This window comes from Pseudomonas moraviensis, assembly GCF_900105805.1.
Taxonomy (GTDB): Bacteria; Pseudomonadota; Gammaproteobacteria; order Pseudomonadales; family Pseudomonadaceae; genus Aquipseudomonas; species Aquipseudomonas moraviensis_A.
The window spans coordinates 170,078-184,828 of record NZ_LT629788.1 but is presented as its reverse complement, the minus strand read 5'-3'; the positions used below and the strand labels follow the sequence as shown (position 1 = coordinate 184,828).

Sequence of the window (14,751 nt, the reverse complement as noted above, 5' to 3'; positions counted from 1 at the left end):
TCCTGTTTCACGCCAAGGCGAGTGATCGCTATGTCGTAGCGGCGCAACGCCTTTTCGGCGTCCCATTCCAGAATCTCCGCCTCACTTACCGGGTAAATGAGCGGGACGATATCGAGGATTACTTCGATGTCGCGTTCCGAAAGTAGGCCGCCGGCTGGTTTAAAAAATCGTCGATGCGCACCTGCAATTGCGTCCAGTCGGGGACGGTCAGATGGGCCAGATCGGGGATCATCAGGCCGGTGCAGTGAGCGGTGATGAATTCGGCGCGTTCCTTGGCCGTTTTCAGTTTCTTCATCACTTTGGTGGCGCGCAGCACGGGCATTTCCAGCGACAGCGAGGTCACGGTGCGGCCGGTTACGGCGAGCGGTTGCAGCAATTGCACTTGATCGGGATCGTCGGATTTCTCCGCGTCTTCGACCTGGTCAAGAAAGTACGCACTCGGGCGGGTCGACATCTCATGGACGTACTGAGCGATGCTCACGTAATCCGGACGTTTGAGTTGATCGAGCTCTTTGACCGACAGGCCGGTGGCGAGCAGCGCCAGTTCGAAGAACTGATCGTCTTCATCGTCGCCGGCGCGTTCCAGCGTTTCCTTCTGTGCGGCGTAGAACAGCGGTTTGAGCTGGATCTTTTCGATCTGCGAACCGTCATCGCCGGTGATCGGCGACAGCAGTTCGTGTTGGGGTGGCATCCACGGCATGTATGAATTCCTTGGTGATTGGGGTTTCGCATCCCCTTGTAGGAGTGAGCCTGCTCGCGATAGCGGTATTTCAGTCACATTGATGTTGCATGTGCTGACCTCATCGCGAGCAGGCTCACTCCTACAGGGTTTTGTGTTGTGCCGAGGGTTACGGCATCAACACCGCACGTCGTGCATCACCGAGGATGTCGACGCCGTTGAGCACGAATTTCTGCGTGCGCACGTCGATGTCGATCACCTGCACGCCGTTTTCCAGGCGGTTGTAGGTGCGGCAGGACAGTTCCAGATTGGTCTTGGGTTTCTCGCCCATTTTCACCGCGGTTTCCTCAAGGGATTTCAGCTGGCCGCCGACGGTGTGGTAGGTGAACCAGGTGTTGCCGTCCTGATCCTGACCGGCTTCACGCACGTTCAGCAGGATGTCGTCGCCCAGCTTTACGCCCAGCGCCAGCAGCACCTCGGCGCCGAGACCTTGCAGGGTCAGCTTGGCGCCGAGCGCTTTGCCGCCCTTGGCCATTTCTTCGACGATGAAGCGCCCGCCGCGCATCTCTTCCATGTCGAATTCGATTTTCGGCGGGGTGAATTCCTCAACGGTCGCCGACAATGGCAGACCTTGCAGGGTGGCCGCGATGGCCTGTCTTACGCGGTTGGTAAACATTAGAGAACGTCCTCCAGGAACTGCTCGATGATTTCATCGCGGGCGTTGAGTTGATAAACCATGTGTTCGTTCGGCGCGTAGCGGCCGTAGTCGATGACCACGTACCAGGTGCCGTTCTTGTACTTCTCGACGCTGTTGAGTTCCGGGTGCAGATACACGCTGCCGCCAGGAATGGTTTCGTCGGCAACCAGGGTCTGCAGCCAGTCGTTGATGCGCTTGACCTCTTGATCCATGAAGGATTTGGTGAGGTTCTTGGCCATGGCTTTCTGGCCGGCCTTGACCAGCTTGCGGCTGATCGCGTCTTCGAGGCCGACGTAGCTGATGAACTTGCCGGTGACCGAGCGATTACCCAGCAGCGAGAAGCCGCCAAGCACGGTGCGGGCGTAGTAGCTGACGCCGTAACGGTTGAGCAGATCGCCTTCGGTGGACGTGTCGAGAATGTTGTATTCGACGACGCGCGAGACGTCTTCGGCGTAGGTCACCTGGTTGCCAGGGCTCTCCCATTGCTTGACCTTGGCCAGCGCGGCAATCGCCAGACTGGACGGCGACAGGAAAACGTTTTTCTTCGCTGCTTTCGAATACACGGCGGGCATGTTGTGCACCACCAGGCAACGGTCGAAACCAAGGTCGGCGCCGCCGAGTTCCTGGCTGTACAGCACCTGATCGGCCACCGACACATCCTTGCCGTCCAGCACCACACGGGCCTTGATGCGTTTGCCGAAGGAGGCGAACTCGCTGGCCACCGCTTTGCTGCCGGTGAAGCCTGGCGCACCGATAATGGTCAGGTCTTCCGGAACACTGCCCAGCGCCGCCAGACCGAGCTTGCGACCGGTCGCCGGCTCGACACCGCCGATCACATTGTTGACCGTGTCGGCCGGCGTCGCGCCGGCCTCGACGATGACTACGTACACCGGCACTTTCACCACTTTGAGGATCTGGTAGACCGCGTGATACAGCGTGCCCTCTTCCGACCCGGTCGGATCGAGCAGCGCATGGGTGGTGAAACTGTTGATGCGAAACGGTGCGTTGCGCGGAATCAGCGGATCGGCTTTCGGCGCGGTGCCGACCAGCCCGATGACGTTGTCACCCAGGCCACCCATGGCCTCGGGGGATTCGCTGGCATTGACGGTAATGCCGTTGTGCTCGAAGTTCAGAACCTCAGCCATGTTCAGTCAGCCTTCTTGGCAGCGGCCTTTTTGGCCTGGGTGATAGGGGTTTTCGGTTCGAGTCGACCGGCAAAGTGCAAGGCACTGGCCTCGACATCGAGCAGATCGAGTTCTTGACCAGCGCTCGACCAGTGCCCACCGCCGGTGGGGAATGGAACGAGCACGGTGTAGGTTTGGCGGGTTGCCATTTTTCGTTTCTCCATAAACGGGAAAGCCCCTCGGAGGGAGGGGCTTTGGCGGGTGTTGAGTAGTTTGAAGCGAATTAGAAAACGCCCCGAGGTTCAGGCGTTCTAGCGAGTTTGCGAGGCGATCCAGGCAGGTCGATCAGGCCGCGCCTGCTCGTCCGGAAAACTTTCAGACTGCGGCCAATCGCGCAGTGATTTCAGATAGTTCAGTAGTGCTTCATATTGCTCACCGGACAACGTCGTAGCGCTTGCCATTTCAACTTCATCACGGTGACGCTCTCTCAACCATTTGATCCTTTCGATTTCACCATCACGCCAGATGCGCTCGCGGTTGGCCTGAGACTGAACGTCCAATTCAGGTGTTTTCAGAACCGGTCGACCGTTTTCATCTGCATCGATTACCAAAGCTTGTGCCTCTCCCGCCAGTAGCTCGGAGCGCAGTTCTGCAGTGATCTCAAGAGCATCGTCGGGCATCGCGACATGCACGGCATCGTCATAAAAACCGCCAGTCGAGGCAGCATAAAAAATAGACATCGGTATCTCCCTGTTACCAGCCGATTGAAATCCACGGCCCGTTCGGTTGACCGCTGCTGCCGATGGCAGAAACAGTGAACTTCGTAAGGCCGCCGTACATAACGCATAGCGTGGAGGTGATTGAAGTAGTGCCCATCGAAGAGCTGTTTCCGACCAGTGTCATCACCTGAGCCGCAGGGTAGGCTATCGGATAGGTAACGCTTACCTGTCCGCCTGCCTCAATCGCATTGATCGTCCCCCACTGGATGATCACGCCGCCTAGCCAGCTTGGCAGCATGAGGTATCCGGTACGTTCCCGGGATACGGAAAAGCCCCAGCGCAGCTTCTTTGGAGTGACGATTGTTTTGTCATCTGCGCCCGCATCGGTCTGTGCCTGAGTGGCCACTTTTGCAGTGCCTTGATTGGACTCGGTAGATTGCTGTGCGAGCGCTGACAGTGCCGAGATGTCAATGTTTCCCTGATTGACCGGGGCGTTCCAGGCTTTGATGCACCACATGACGGCGAGGTTGCGGGGGCGGGTTACTCCTAAAGCACCCGCATTCACGGGAGTAGACCCCGCGGTAAAAACCGCATTGCTTACGGAATAGTCGGGGGCCGTATAAGTGTCCAGACCATGCGCCAGCGCTATGCCTTCGTTCGAAGCGATGTTGTGCCACAGACCGGAAACTGCAGGAGCAACATTCGACGGATCGAAAGTCTGCAGGCTGCCTTTTTGCCAACTACCCACAGCTCGGCCCGGATCGACGCCCCGCCCATTATCCCAACCCCGCAGAAACTCCCCACGCGCTTCCGGCAAGCGGAAGTTCCCAACCCCCTCATCGCCCTTATTGAACTTGCCACCCAAATAAGCGCTCAGGTCCGGGTAAGTCGCGCTGCTCTTTACGCTGTTATCCAGCTCCAGAAATCCGGGTGGTGGCGCATCAACCGGAAAAGCCACAATCGATCCCACTGGCAACGCGGAAGCCTTGACGATCAACGCGTCAACTTCAGCCTTGGTGTACGAATCCTTGATACCAAAACCGGCCAACGTTTCAGGGTTGGCCCCAGCCGTAGCGCGGCCATATTCATCAACCGTCAGGCTCTTGTAAGTCCCGGCAGCAATCCCGGTTCGCCCGGCGAGCATCTTGAACGTCAGCGCAGTCGTGCCGAGGGTAATCGGGGCGTTGGTGGTCAGGTGCCACAGTGAATCTCCGTTCGCCGTGCCCTCCTCCACCATCACCGTCAGGCCCGGCGTGACCTTGGCGTTGCTGTTGGCATCCGTCGCCCGCACCCAGTCACCATTGGCGACGATCCACAGGCCGTTGTCCTTGGCCAGGGTCTGGCTCGGCAACAGCACGCGATCGCCGGCCACCACGGCAACACCATCGATCTGCTGGGCGCCGTTGAGTACGATATTGCCGGTGGCAGCGACGCGTACCGACTGCTTGCCATCGAGCTTGCCGAGTTCTTCGGCGAGATAACTCATGACCCAGGCACGCGTGGCCTTGACCACCGTGTCATCGATCAACAAGGTCACCAGCGAGGCATTGCTGGTCTCGAAAATCGAGCGAATGTAGAACTCTTTGCCCGAACCCGAGGTGGCCAGAACCGGTTTGAACGACTCCGGGTATTTGACGATGGCGTAGAGAATCCCGGTGTCGGTCCACAGCCCTGCTTCGCGCACATACCAGCCGCCAACATCCGGCGGAATGGTGACTTCGGCGAGCAGCCAGCTCGGATTTTTCTCATCCTGAAACAGCGCATTGAGCGGTCCGCGCCAGACTTCGCGTTTCAGTGCGGTTGCGGTGGCGGCCGGGTTGTAGACCGCGCCGCCGCCGTCGCCGACGGAAATCTGCGTCAACTTGATCGGCGTACCCGCGGCCTTGCACGCCGTTTCGTAGGCAATCCCTGCGTTGGTGAGCAGGGTGTAATAGTCAGCCATTCAGGCCCCCTGAGGATAAATAGTGGATGTTTCGACGGTGTACAACGCAGCGGCCATGAACGCCTCGCCAGAGGTTTCAAGGCCCTCGATGAACACTGGATAAACCGTGGTCAGTTCGCCGCAAAACGTCGCGGCGCCGATGACGTGATTGCCGAACGCGCTCAAACCCACCGACACCGAGAGAATGTCCCGCTCGCTTTTCGCATCGGCCAGGCGTCGGTCGAGACGGGCGTCGATGGCTTCGCTGTAGGGTTGTTCGCTGAAGGCGCGCACGGAAAAGCTGTAGGGCACGCCGGGCGGTGTCTGTTCGTACCAGGCGCGGATTTCCGGGCGCAGTTGCAGACCTTTCGCAGCGTTTTCCAGCGCTTTGCGAGTGCCGGCCTGACGCGCGGTGGGCCAGGCCAGTTCGACGGTCAGGCGCTTCTCCGCTTCCGGCGCATCGGTACTCCATTCGGCGACGCCACGATCGGCAGCCAGATAAGGCAGGAAGGCCACCGGCGTTTCGCTGGGGTTCATCAGTTCGGGGAACGGCGGTGCGATGCGATCGAGCAAGGCACCGAAGCCCAGATCCAGTCCGCGTTCCAGTGCCGAGCTGTTGGCGGGCAGCAAGGACGGGCGCTGAGTTTTTTCACTCATAGCGTCAGCACCTCGACTTCGACCGCGGTGCAATACGGCGCCTGAAACGCGGTCGTCACGATCGGTGCCAGCGGTTCGAGAATCTGCAGTTGCACGGCGCCGGCGCTGTGCAGCGTGTAGTCGATCCAGCTCGGATCGACCCGACCTTCCAGGCGATGACAGCTATCGGCATACGCCTGCAATTGTGCTTGCGCCGCGACCTTGGTCAGGCCCGAATCGGGGCCGGAATTGATCTTGGCAATGACGCGGATTTTGTAGCGCTGGATCTCGGCCGCCTTGACGGTGACGAGGTCGGTTTCCGGGCGCACGTCGGGACGAGCGAAGTGCTGACGGACGCCCTCGAGCAATGCATCGGTAGGCGTGCCATCGCCTTCTCGCGAAAGCACGGTGACCTGCACTTCCCCCGGTGCGGTGCGCCGTCCGTTGCCATCCTTGACCTGCGCGGCGAGGCCGTCCGGGTTGAAGGTGTAGGTGACGTTTACCACGCCGGAATCAGCAGATTCGACCTGCACCGTTGGCCGCTCGCCAAGCGTGAACACCTCGCGGCGATACTGCATCCGCGAGCCGGCTGCCGGTGCATGGGGGGCGAGGTAGTAGCGCAGGCGGGCATCGTCATCGCTCTCGTAAATTGCCGGCACCGGCGGGAATGCCGCCGGGTCGCCGGGGTCGAGCAATTGCCGCTCCAGCCCCATGTCCGCCAGCCGCGCATCCAGATTGCTGCCGGTCGCCCACCACGCCAGCATCTGCTTGATGCGTGCGTTGTATTTGCGCTCATGGGTTTGCAGACGCACGCAGAACGCTTCCAGCGCGAGGGTCAGCAATTCGCTCTGGTTTTCCAGGCTGGTCTTGAGTTTCTCGGCGCTGGTCGGCGAACGTGCACCGACATACTCGACGACGAAAGCCTTGAACTCTGCGAGCAGGTCTTCGAAGGCCTCAACAGTGATCAGTGAAGGTTCGGCCAACTGATTCTGGCCAGGGATCAGCATGCTCATGTCACCACCTCAAAAGTCTGTTGCCGGTTTTTCCAGGTGCCGGCAAACCGCAGCAACAGACCGTCGCCGTGACGACTGGCGACAATTACTTGCGGCAGAAAATCGTCGATGCCGTTTTGCGGGTTGTAGAACGCCTGCGCGGCGTGGCTTTGCGCCAGAAGCAGAACGTCGTCACCGAGGTTCTGCCCAAGCAATGTGGGGATCAGCGATCCATACAAAGGGCGTTTTTGCCGGGTGCCCAGCGGCGTGGTCAGGGCCCGGGTCGCGCGCTGCACAAACTGCAGCCAGTCGTCGACCGTGGCCCCGTTGTCTCTATCGATTCCAATCATGGCAAGCTCTTGAATCAGGGGCTGATGATGCGGCCCTGGTGGTCGACCAAGGGGCCACTGAAGTGCACGCCCGAGGCGTCGATGCTCAGGCCGACGGCGCCGAGTTGCAGGGTGATCAGTTGTGGCGTCATGGCCAGACGAGCCGGGCCGATGCTCAGTTCGAGCGACTCGCGAGACCCGATGAATTGCGTGGGTCCGTTCAGCCAGTGCAAGGCGTGGCTGGCGTCGTCGTAACCGCTTTCACTGCCGTCCTGATGCACCCGACGGGTCAGCGTCGGTACAGTCGAGGCCGGGGGGAAACGGTCACTGTTCAAGCCGAATAACGCGACACTCTGCGCACCGCTTTCACCGCTGCCATAGTTGAACAGCAGGCACTGCTCGCCCACGGTCGGGATGCGCGATTCGCTTTGCGTACCGGCACTGGGGTTGAAGAACTTGATCGCCGGCGTGAGCAATCCGCCATGGCTGACCTGGCAAGTGTTGCTCGCCGCATCGACCGACTGACAGATACCAATACGGCAGAAACTCTCGGCGCGGCGATGCAGGTCTTCGATTTCCGCTTCCATCTCCGCAAGACGCTCAATGATCGGGCCGAGCTGCATGCGCAGTAATGCGTCGAACATCGGTCAATCCTCCAACGCGGTGTATTGCTCGGGATCGTCGATATTGCTGACTTCCCAGGTGCGGGCAAATTTGGGCACGCCGAGCGGATCGTCGAGCAGGGTCGGACCGAGGTAGAGGGTCTGCTCGAAGGTCAGGGTCCAGGCCTTGTATTGTTGATCGGCGCGGAGAAGCAACGAGGGCAATCCATCGATATTCATGGGCAGATCGCATTGGTCGCCGGGCAATCCCCAGCGATTGTCGGTGATCAGGTTTTTCAGCACAGCGATCAGGTCGCACGCGGCAAAAGCGGTCGCAGAAAGCGCCGGGACGACTTGCAGTGACAACGTCATTACATGAGCGATACGCCCATCAGCGGCGCGCACGCCGGACGCATTCCGGTCAAAGTCGATCAGTACCCAGGCCTGATCGCCCGCCGCTGTGAAGTCATCGTGACTGCCGACATTGACGTTCAAACCGGTGGTGTTACGCAGGGTCGTCGCGATGGCTGTAAACAGGTGCGACGGCTGTTGGATCGGTGTGGGCATAGATGACCTCCTTTTCAATCGTCCACGCGCAGCCCTGCCGCCAAAATGGCGGCACGGAGAAATATTCAGAGTTAAGGGTGGTCGCGCGGCGGGACTTCGCAGACGCCAATACGCTTGGCCGCCCAGCGTTCGTAAAGACCGATGGCGACGTCGGCGCCGGCCATGGCCGTCAGGCAGCCAAACGCGCCAGCGGCCCAGATCGACAAGCCTGCGGCATACAGCAGCATGATCGCCGAGACGCCGCAGATCATGCAGGCGCCGGAGCGCAGGGCCAGACGCCGCACCAGCGACCAGCCGCGTGCGCCCTCCTTGTCGGCGCGCCACATTTCGCCGGACACCCCACCGATCACGGCGAGCAGGATGACCAGCCAGATCGGCATGTCCGCCAACGCTTGTTGCTCGTTTGTCATGTCACGCCTCCGTGGGCAGTGGGTGATAGATGGGGATTGAGTTCAAATAATGTCTCTTCAGGCAGGCATTCCAAAAAGCCCGGCCTTGCGCCAGGCTCTTCAGTAATGCGGTCCCGCCGATCGATTACTCGGGCTGGAATCAGTAAGATGCGACTGGCCACGTGATGTTCGTCGGATAACCCGACTGCTGATCGATGTCGCTGAGGGCGATGCAGTATTGCTTGTGGGCCAACAGCCGAGCCTGGTCGTCGCTGGTGGCTGCACCGACGTCGACCTTGAACTGCAACGAGTTCATCAATAGCCAGTTGGCCGCCGCATTCAGCAATTGCCACTTCTGAAGTTCAGCTTCGTTTCGCAGCTCTTCTTCGGTCGGTGCGGAGAAGGTCCAGATCCCATTGAAGGTTGCGCTCCAACCCACTTGAATATCCGTACTGCTGGTTACATCAACCCAAACAGAGGTTGGCGAAGCGGGTGGTTCGGGAATCACTTCACTTTCTTTCAACTGGACAACTCGGTTGTATTCAACCAGTGCATAAAGACTCATTGGTTATTCCTCATTTACTCTTTGGCAGAAATGTCGCCGTGCAACTGGCAGGTAATTAAAAGCCCGGCAACGAGGCCAGGCTTTCCAGTAATGCACTGCGCATTTCAATATTGCGGATGCGCCACGTGTCGCTTATGGCACTTCAGGCCAAATGACGCTCAGTGGATAGCCCGGCTGTTTGTTGACTTGGCTCATCTCGATGAAGAACTGCTTGTAGGCGAGCAGTGCGGCCTCTTCAGCAGGTGTTGCCAGCCCCAGTTCGACTTTTTGTACCAACGCTGACGATGCCAGGGTGAAGTTGACTTTATCGAAGCGAGTCACTCGTTCGTTACGCATGCGAATAGCCAACAGTGTCGGTTGCCCCCACATGTCGCTATCGGTAAATGTCCAGACGCCGTCGGTGTTTACCGCATTCCAGGAATAATCGATCTTGGGCAATGCGCTGACATCCACCCAGACCTGGTCCGCCGGAAACTCATCGGTGATCGGGTTAGCGGTTTCATAAATGTTATCGACTTGGCCAGCAACGACACGTGCGTACTTCTTCATGCTCATTATCCTTATTGAGTGCCGGCATTCCGGCGTTCAGTTCCTGCCCGGGTAGGCATTCCAAAAAGCCCGGCGCTTGCACGCCGGGCTTTTCAGTAATGCGCTCCTTCGCCTTCCTTCGAAATCCTGTGTCCTGGAAGGAAGCTGACTTTTCGGCGCTACTGGCGCGGTACGAGTCCGTTCAAATTGTTTTCCCGACCGCGGTCCCTGCCCGCCGGATAACTGCTTCTGGTGCTTTACGCTGCACACCCGGGTCAGTTGCCAACCCTCTGAACCGTTGAGGCCGGTTCATCGCTGCCTGTTCTTGTGGAACTAAAGAGCTTGTCTTGCCAGCCGCTTTGACGAGCGGCTTGGTGGCAAGAATATGCATGGATGCATATACAGTCAATGCATAAATGCATTTATTTATGCATTTGTTTTGCACTCATGCATGGAAGCCGCGCAGGACGAGGGCTGGATGGATTTCTGCAGGCGAAAAAAAACCTGCCGAGCGGCAGGTTTCAGTTGGATCGAAAGGGGTTAGCGGGCGTACATGCCCCACCAGAAGACGTGACCGAGGATAACGATCTGCTCTTCCTGGATTTCCTGGAAGCTGTAGTCCTCGTCCGGATGCTCGTCCCGGTTGAAGCTGCGCAGACGAATGCCGGTGGGCAGTCGATAGAGTTGCTTCACGCGCAACTGGCCGTTGTGATTGATCGCATACAGGTCGCCATCAATGATGTCGCCAATACCGCACTTGCCGGCGTTGACGCCGACAGTCGCGCCATCGCGCAGGACCGGTAACATGCTGTTGCCGCGCACCGTTACGCATTTGGCCTGGTCGAACTGCACGCCGTTGTGGCGCAGGCTGCGCTTGCCGAAGCGCAGGCTGGAGCGTTCGCTCTCTTCGATGACGAATCTTCCTGATCCAGCTGCCAATTCAACCTCGCGTAGAAAGGGCACGGACACTTCGTCATCCTCGACGGGGGTGTCATCGTCCCACAGCATGATGTCCTTGAGTTCCGCATGCACGTCTTCGCGGGCGCCGCCCGCGGTCGATGCAACGTCCGCACGCCCGCGCAATTGATCGGTGCTGACGTTGAAGTATTCAGCGATCTTCGAGATGTGCTTATCCGAAGGATCGACAATCTTCCCGCTGAGAATCCGCGAGAGCGTGGATTGAGGCACGCCGGTGCGACGGTGGAGCTCCGTGGGGGAGATCCCGTGCTGGTCGAGCAGTGCTCTTAAGACGGAGGAAACGTTGCGTTTTTGCATAACGCGCATAGTGCTTGAAGTTTTTCGCGAAGACAAATGCTGATTTGCATAAATCGTGCATGGATCAACTTTTCTCTGCAAGTAAAGCCTCACCCGACCGCAGCGCCTGCGTCAGGCAGACCGCCCATGGTAACCTTGCGCCCATCGCGGAAAAGCCCGGCCAGTGCCCGCGCTTTGCCCTACATCTTCTAACGAGTTGCCCGACAATCCGATGAATAAAGCCGTCTCCGACCTGTCCTCCCACACTCCGATGATGCAGCAATACTGGCGCCTGAAGAACCAGCACCCGGATCAGCTGATGTTCTACCGCATGGGCGATTTCTACGAGATCTTCTACGAAGATGCGAAGAAAGCCGCCAAGTTGCTCGACATCACGCTGACTGCGCGCGGGCAGTCGGCAGGTCAGGCGATTCCGATGTGTGGGATTCCTTACCATGCGGCGGAAGGGTACCTGGCGAAACTGGTCAAGCTCGGCGAGTCTGTGGTGATTTGCGAGCAGGTCGGCGACCCGGCCACCAGCAAAGGCCCGGTGGAGCGCCAAGTCGTACGGATCATCACGCCGGGGACGGTCAGTGATGAAGCGCTGCTGGATGAGCGCCGCGATAACCTGATTGCAGCGGTATTGGGCGATGAGCGTCTATTCGGTCTGGCGGTGCTGGACATCACCAGCGGCAACTTCACCGTGCTCGAGATCAAAGGCTGGGAAAACCTGCTCGCGGAACTGGAGCGGGTCAACCCGGTGGAGCTGCTGATTCCGGATGACTGGCCGAAAGACCTGCCAGCAGAAAAACGCCGTGGCGTACGCCGTCGCGCGCCGTGGGATTTCGAGCGTGATTCGGCGCTGAAAAGTCTCTGCCAGCAGTTTTCCACTCAGGATCTGAAAGGCTTCGGCTGCGAGAACCTGACCCTGGCCATTGGCGCTGCCGGTTGCCTGTTGGCCTACGCCAAGGAAACCCAGCGCACAGCCCTGCCCCATTTGCGTAGCCTGCGTCACGAGCGTCTCGACGACACCGTGGTACTCGACGGCGCCAGCCGGCGCAATCTGGAGCTGGACACTAACCTGGCCGGCGGCCGAGATAACACCCTGCAATCGGTGGTCGATCGCTGCCAGACCGCCATGGGCAGCCGCTTGCTGACTCGTTGGCTGAACCGGCCGTTGCGCGACCTCACCGTGCTGCTGGCACGCCAGACGTCGATCCGCTGCCTGCTCGAGGGCTACCGCTTTGAAAAGCTGCAACCGCAGCTCAAGGAAATCGGCGACATCGAGCGGATTCTCGCGCGGATCGGTCTGCGCAATGCCCGCCCTCGCGACCTCGCACGTCTGCGTGATGCCCTCGGCGCGCTGCCCGAACTGCAAGTGGCGATGACCGATCTGGAGGCGCCGCACTTGCAGCATCTGGCGGCCACCACCAGCACCTATCCGGAATTGGCTGCATTGCTGGAAAAAGCCATCATCGATAACCCGCCAGCGGTGATCCGTGACGGCGGCGTGTTGAAAACCGGTTACGACAGCGAACTCGATGAACTGCAATCACTGAGCGAAAACGCCGGCCAGTTCCTCATCGATCTCGAAGCCCGGGAGAAGGCCCGCACCGGTCTGGCCAATCTGAAAGTCGGCTACAACCGCATCCACGGCTACTTCATCGAATTGCCGAGCAAGCAGGCTGAATCGGCGCCGGCCGACTACATCCGCCGCCAAACCTTGAAAGGCGCCGAGCGCTTCATCACCCCTGAGCTGAAAGAATTCGAAGACAAAGCGCTGTCGGCCAAGAGTCGTGCGCTGGCCCGGGAAAAGATGCTGTACGAAGCGCTGCTGGAAGATCTGATCAGCCAGTTGCCGCCGTTGCAGGACACCGCGGGCGCATTGGCCGAACTGGACGTGTTGAGCAACCTCGCCGAGCGTGCGCTGAACCTCGATCTGAACTGCCCGCAATTTGTCAGCGAGCCGTGCATGCGCATCACCCAGGGTCGTCACCCGGTGGTCGAGCAAGTGTTGACCACACCGTTCGTGGCCAACGATCTGAGCCTCGACGACAACACGCGCATGCTGGTGATCACCGGCCCGAACATGGGCGGTAAATCCACCTACATGCGTCAGACCGCGCTGATCGTATTGCTGGCGCATATCGGCAGCTTCGTACCGGCCGCCAGTTGTGAGTTGTCGCTGGTCGACCGCATCTTCACCCGCATCGGTTCCAGCGATGACCTCGCCGGTGGCCGTTCGACCTTCATGGTCGAGATGAGCGAAACCGCCAACATCCTGCACAACGCCACCGAACGCAGTCTGGTGCTGATGGACGAAGTCGGCCGCGGCACCAGCACCTTCGACGGTCTGTCGCTGGCGTGGGCAGCCGCCGAGCGCTTGGCCCATCTGCGCGCCTATACCCTGTTCGCCACCCACTATTTTGAACTGACCGTGCTGCCAGAAGCCGAACCTCTGGTAGCCAACGTGCATCTCAACGCTACCGAGCACAACGAGCGCATCGTGTTCCTGCACCACGTTCTGCCCGGGCCTGCCAGCCAGAGCTATGGCCTGGCGGTGGCTCAACTGGCGGGTGTGCCGAGCGAAGTGATCCTGCGCGCGCGTGAGCATTTGAGTCGGCTGGAAGACACCGCCCTGCCCCACGAGGCGCCGAAACCTGCAGCCAAGGGCAAACCGTCGACGCCGCAGCAAAGCGACATGTTCGCCTCGCTGCCACATCCGGTGCTGGACGAATTGGCCAAAGTCGACCTCGACGACATGACGCCACGGCGTGCGCTCGAAATGCTCTATGCACTGAAGAACCGGATATAAGCACTGAAGAAGCGGATATAACGCAAATCGCTTCAAGCTGTTAGAATCTCGCGCGGTTCGGGATGCTGCTGGCTCATAGCCTGGTCAGCAGGTATCGCTCCCGAACCTGGCGACCCCAACCGTGAAGGGGCTACGCTGCCGCCGCCTGAGGAGAAAATTAGAAATGACCTTCGTCGTCACCGACAACTGCATCAAGTGCAAGTACACCGACTGCGTAGAAGTCTGTCCGGTGGACTGCTTTTACGAAGGCCCGAACTTCCTGGTGATTCACCCGGACGAGTGCATCGATTGCGCGCTGTGTGAACCAGAATGCCCGGCTGTGGCGATCTTCTCGGAAGATGAGATCCCGAGCGGCATGGAAAACTTCATCGAGCTCAATGCCGAGCTGGCGGATGTCTGGCCGAACATCACCGAGCGCAAGGATCCCCTTCCGGATTCTGCCGAGTGGGATGGCAAGCCGAACAAGATTGAACAACTCGAACGCTGATCTGCCCCGCGTTCGAATGAAAAGGCCCCTTGCGGGCCTTTTTGCTTTTTGCAGAGATTACTTTTCTGCAGGCGAAAAAAGGGGCGGTATGACCCGCCCACATTTTTTCCCTATTCCCTGTATTCCTTTTCATCATCCTGATGAATCGCCTCCTGCGATGTCCGTTCCCCTCTTCCGTGAAGGGCATGTCTGTCCGTCGACACAGTTGAGATATTAGAGAGTTTCCCCAGACGAGCAATTGGCCTCAGGCACGCGCTCGCGCTGTCACAAGCGCATAACATTTACATGAAACCCAATAAAAACAGACAGTTGCGTAATGGAAGCGAACGCAATCGCCTTCCACCGAAGTGTAAAAATAACGAACACTTACGACACAGTAAGCAAAGGCTTACAGCGCGAGACTACAAATTCAGAAATTGCCAACCGCTTGTCTGGTGGCTGCCGAAA

17 protein-coding genes are annotated in these 14,751 nt (G+C 59.1%); 2 read left to right on the top strand and 15 right to left on the bottom strand.

Translation table 11 applies throughout. The features are described from left to right. Positions 1-118: 118 nt before the first annotated feature. The 15 genes from BLU71_RS00970 to BLU71_RS00900 all read right to left on the bottom strand — a co-directional run bounded on the left by BLU71_RS00970 (position 119) and on the right by BLU71_RS00900 (position 11,023). Entirely contained in the window at positions 119-700 is a 582-nt protein-coding gene (locus BLU71_RS00970) for a phage tail assembly protein (RefSeq protein ID WP_083352118.1), read from the bottom strand. Between the two features lie 148 nt (positions 701-848). Next, a complete protein-coding gene (locus BLU71_RS00965) occupies positions 849-1,355 on the bottom strand; it encodes a phage major tail tube protein (RefSeq protein ID WP_083352117.1) in 507 nt (168 codons plus the stop codon). Next, positions 1,355-2,521, bottom strand: coding sequence for a phage tail protein (locus BLU71_RS00960; RefSeq protein ID WP_083352116.1), 1,167 nt, complete (start codon positions 2,519-2,521; stop codon positions 1,355-1,357). Before BLU71_RS00960 ends, BLU71_RS00965 begins: the two co-directional genes overlap by 1 nt. Positions 2,522-2,523: 2 nt before the next feature. Beyond that, entirely contained in the window at positions 2,524-2,709 is a 186-nt protein-coding gene (locus BLU71_RS00955; protein ID WP_042607013.1) for a hypothetical protein, read from the bottom strand. 102 nt (positions 2,710-2,811) lie between these two features. Next, positions 2,812-3,240, bottom strand: a complete 429-nt coding sequence (locus BLU71_RS00950; protein WP_083352115.1) for a phage tail assembly chaperone — start codon at positions 3,238-3,240, stop codon at positions 2,812-2,814. Positions 3,241-3,253: 13 nt separating this feature from the next. Then, positions 3,254-5,161, bottom strand: a complete 1,908-nt coding sequence (locus tag BLU71_RS00945) for a phage tail protein (RefSeq protein ID WP_083352114.1) — start codon at positions 5,159-5,161, stop codon at positions 3,254-3,256. Further along, positions 5,162-5,797: a phage tail protein I gene (locus tag BLU71_RS00940; protein WP_083352113.1), complete on the bottom strand. Its 636-nt coding sequence runs from the start codon at positions 5,795-5,797 to the stop codon at positions 5,162-5,164. It lies immediately after the preceding gene. Next, positions 5,794-6,789: a baseplate J/gp47 family protein gene (locus tag BLU71_RS00935; RefSeq protein WP_083352112.1), complete on the bottom strand. Its 996-nt coding sequence runs from the start codon at positions 6,787-6,789 to the stop codon at positions 5,794-5,796. The genes BLU71_RS00940 and BLU71_RS00935 overlap by 4 nt, the downstream gene beginning before the upstream one ends. Next, positions 6,786-7,118: a phage baseplate protein gene (locus BLU71_RS00930; RefSeq protein ID WP_042607008.1), complete on the bottom strand. Its 333-nt coding sequence runs from the start codon at positions 7,116-7,118 to the stop codon at positions 6,786-6,788. Before BLU71_RS00930 ends, BLU71_RS00935 begins: the two co-directional genes overlap by 4 nt. 14 nt (positions 7,119-7,132) lie before the next feature. Next, positions 7,133-7,741: a phage baseplate assembly protein V gene (locus tag BLU71_RS00925; protein WP_042607007.1), complete on the bottom strand. Its 609-nt coding sequence runs from the start codon at positions 7,739-7,741 to the stop codon at positions 7,133-7,135. Between the two features lie 3 nt (positions 7,742-7,744). Further along, positions 7,745-8,266, bottom strand: a complete 522-nt coding sequence (locus tag BLU71_RS00920) for a hypothetical protein (RefSeq protein ID WP_083352111.1) — start codon at positions 8,264-8,266, stop codon at positions 7,745-7,747. A gap of 71 nt (positions 8,267-8,337) precedes the next feature. Continuing rightward, positions 8,338-8,676 carry a phage holin family protein gene (locus tag BLU71_RS00915; protein WP_042607005.1) on the bottom strand — a complete coding sequence of 113 codons (339 nt, stop codon included), beginning with the start codon at positions 8,674-8,676 and terminating at the stop codon, positions 8,338-8,340. A 139-nt stretch (positions 8,677-8,815) separates the two neighbouring features. Further along, positions 8,816-9,220 (bottom strand): tail fiber assembly protein, encoded by a 405-nt coding sequence (locus BLU71_RS00910; RefSeq protein WP_083352110.1) that lies wholly within the window; start codon positions 9,218-9,220, stop codon positions 8,816-8,818. 132 nt (positions 9,221-9,352) lie between these two features. Continuing rightward, positions 9,353-9,769, bottom strand: a complete 417-nt coding sequence (locus tag BLU71_RS00905; protein ID WP_042607003.1) for a hypothetical protein — start codon at positions 9,767-9,769, stop codon at positions 9,353-9,355. Between the two features lie 519 nt (positions 9,770-10,288). Continuing rightward, positions 10,289-11,023: a LexA family transcriptional regulator gene (locus BLU71_RS00900; protein ID WP_042607001.1), complete on the bottom strand. Its 735-nt coding sequence runs from the start codon at positions 11,021-11,023 to the stop codon at positions 10,289-10,291. A 211-nt stretch (positions 11,024-11,234) separates the two neighbouring features. On the opposite strand from BLU71_RS00900, the gene mutS reads away from it, so the two are divergent. Further along, complete coding sequence (gene mutS / locus BLU71_RS00895; protein ID WP_083352109.1) at positions 11,235-13,817, top strand: DNA mismatch repair protein MutS; 2,583 nt, start codon at positions 11,235-11,237, stop codon at positions 13,815-13,817. Positions 13,818-13,980: 163 nt separating this feature from the next. Further along, a complete protein-coding gene (gene fdxA, locus BLU71_RS00890) occupies positions 13,981-14,304 on the top strand; it encodes a ferredoxin FdxA (protein WP_064364244.1) in 324 nt (107 codons plus the stop codon). The last annotated feature ends 447 nt before the right edge of the window (positions 14,305-14,751 follow it).

Coding starts and splice junctions, on each gene's coding strand:
- BLU71_RS00950 (WP_083352115.1), bottom strand. CDS start 3,240: ATGTCTATTTTTTATGCTGCCTCGACTGGCGGTTTTTATGACGATGCC.
- BLU71_RS00955 (WP_042607013.1), bottom strand. CDS start 2,709: ATGGCAACCCGCCAAACCTACACCGTGCTCGTTCCATTCCCCACCGGC.
- BLU71_RS00935 (WP_083352112.1), bottom strand. CDS start 6,789: ATGAGCATGCTGATCCCTGGCCAGAATCAGTTGGCCGAACCTTCACTG.
- fdxA (WP_064364244.1), top strand. CDS start 13,981: ATGACCTTCGTCGTCACCGACAACTGCATCAAGTGCAAGTACACCGAC.
- BLU71_RS00910 (WP_083352110.1), bottom strand. CDS start 9,220: ATGAGTCTTTATGCACTGGTTGAATACAACCGAGTTGTCCAGTTGAAA.
- BLU71_RS00945 (WP_083352114.1), bottom strand. CDS start 5,161: ATGGCTGACTATTACACCCTGCTCACCAACGCAGGGATTGCCTACGAA.
- BLU71_RS00930 (WP_042607008.1), bottom strand. CDS start 7,118: ATGATTGGAATCGATAGAGACAACGGGGCCACGGTCGACGACTGGCTG.
- BLU71_RS00905 (WP_042607003.1), bottom strand. CDS start 9,769: ATGAAGAAGTACGCACGTGTCGTTGCTGGCCAAGTCGATAACATTTAT.
- BLU71_RS00900 (WP_042607001.1), bottom strand. CDS start 11,023: ATGCAAAAACGCAACGTTTCCTCCGTCTTAAGAGCACTGCTCGACCAG.
- BLU71_RS00940 (WP_083352113.1), bottom strand. CDS start 5,797: ATGAGTGAAAAAACTCAGCGCCCGTCCTTGCTGCCCGCCAACAGCTCG.
- BLU71_RS00960 (WP_083352116.1), bottom strand. CDS start 2,521: ATGGCTGAGGTTCTGAACTTCGAGCACAACGGCATTACCGTCAATGCC.
- BLU71_RS00925 (WP_042607007.1), bottom strand. CDS start 7,741: ATGTTCGACGCATTACTGCGCATGCAGCTCGGCCCGATCATTGAGCGT.
- BLU71_RS00920 (WP_083352111.1), bottom strand. CDS start 8,266: ATGCCCACACCGATCCAACAGCCGTCGCACCTGTTTACAGCCATCGCG.
- BLU71_RS00970 (WP_083352118.1), bottom strand. CDS start 700: ATGCCGTGGATGCCACCCCAACACGAACTGCTGTCGCCGATCACCGGC.
- BLU71_RS00915 (WP_042607005.1), bottom strand. CDS start 8,676: ATGACAAACGAGCAACAAGCGTTGGCGGACATGCCGATCTGGCTGGTC.
- BLU71_RS00965 (WP_083352117.1), bottom strand. CDS start 1,355: ATGTTTACCAACCGCGTAAGACAGGCCATCGCGGCCACCCTGCAAGGT.
- mutS (WP_083352109.1), top strand. CDS start 11,235: ATGAATAAAGCCGTCTCCGACCTGTCCTCCCACACTCCGATGATGCAG.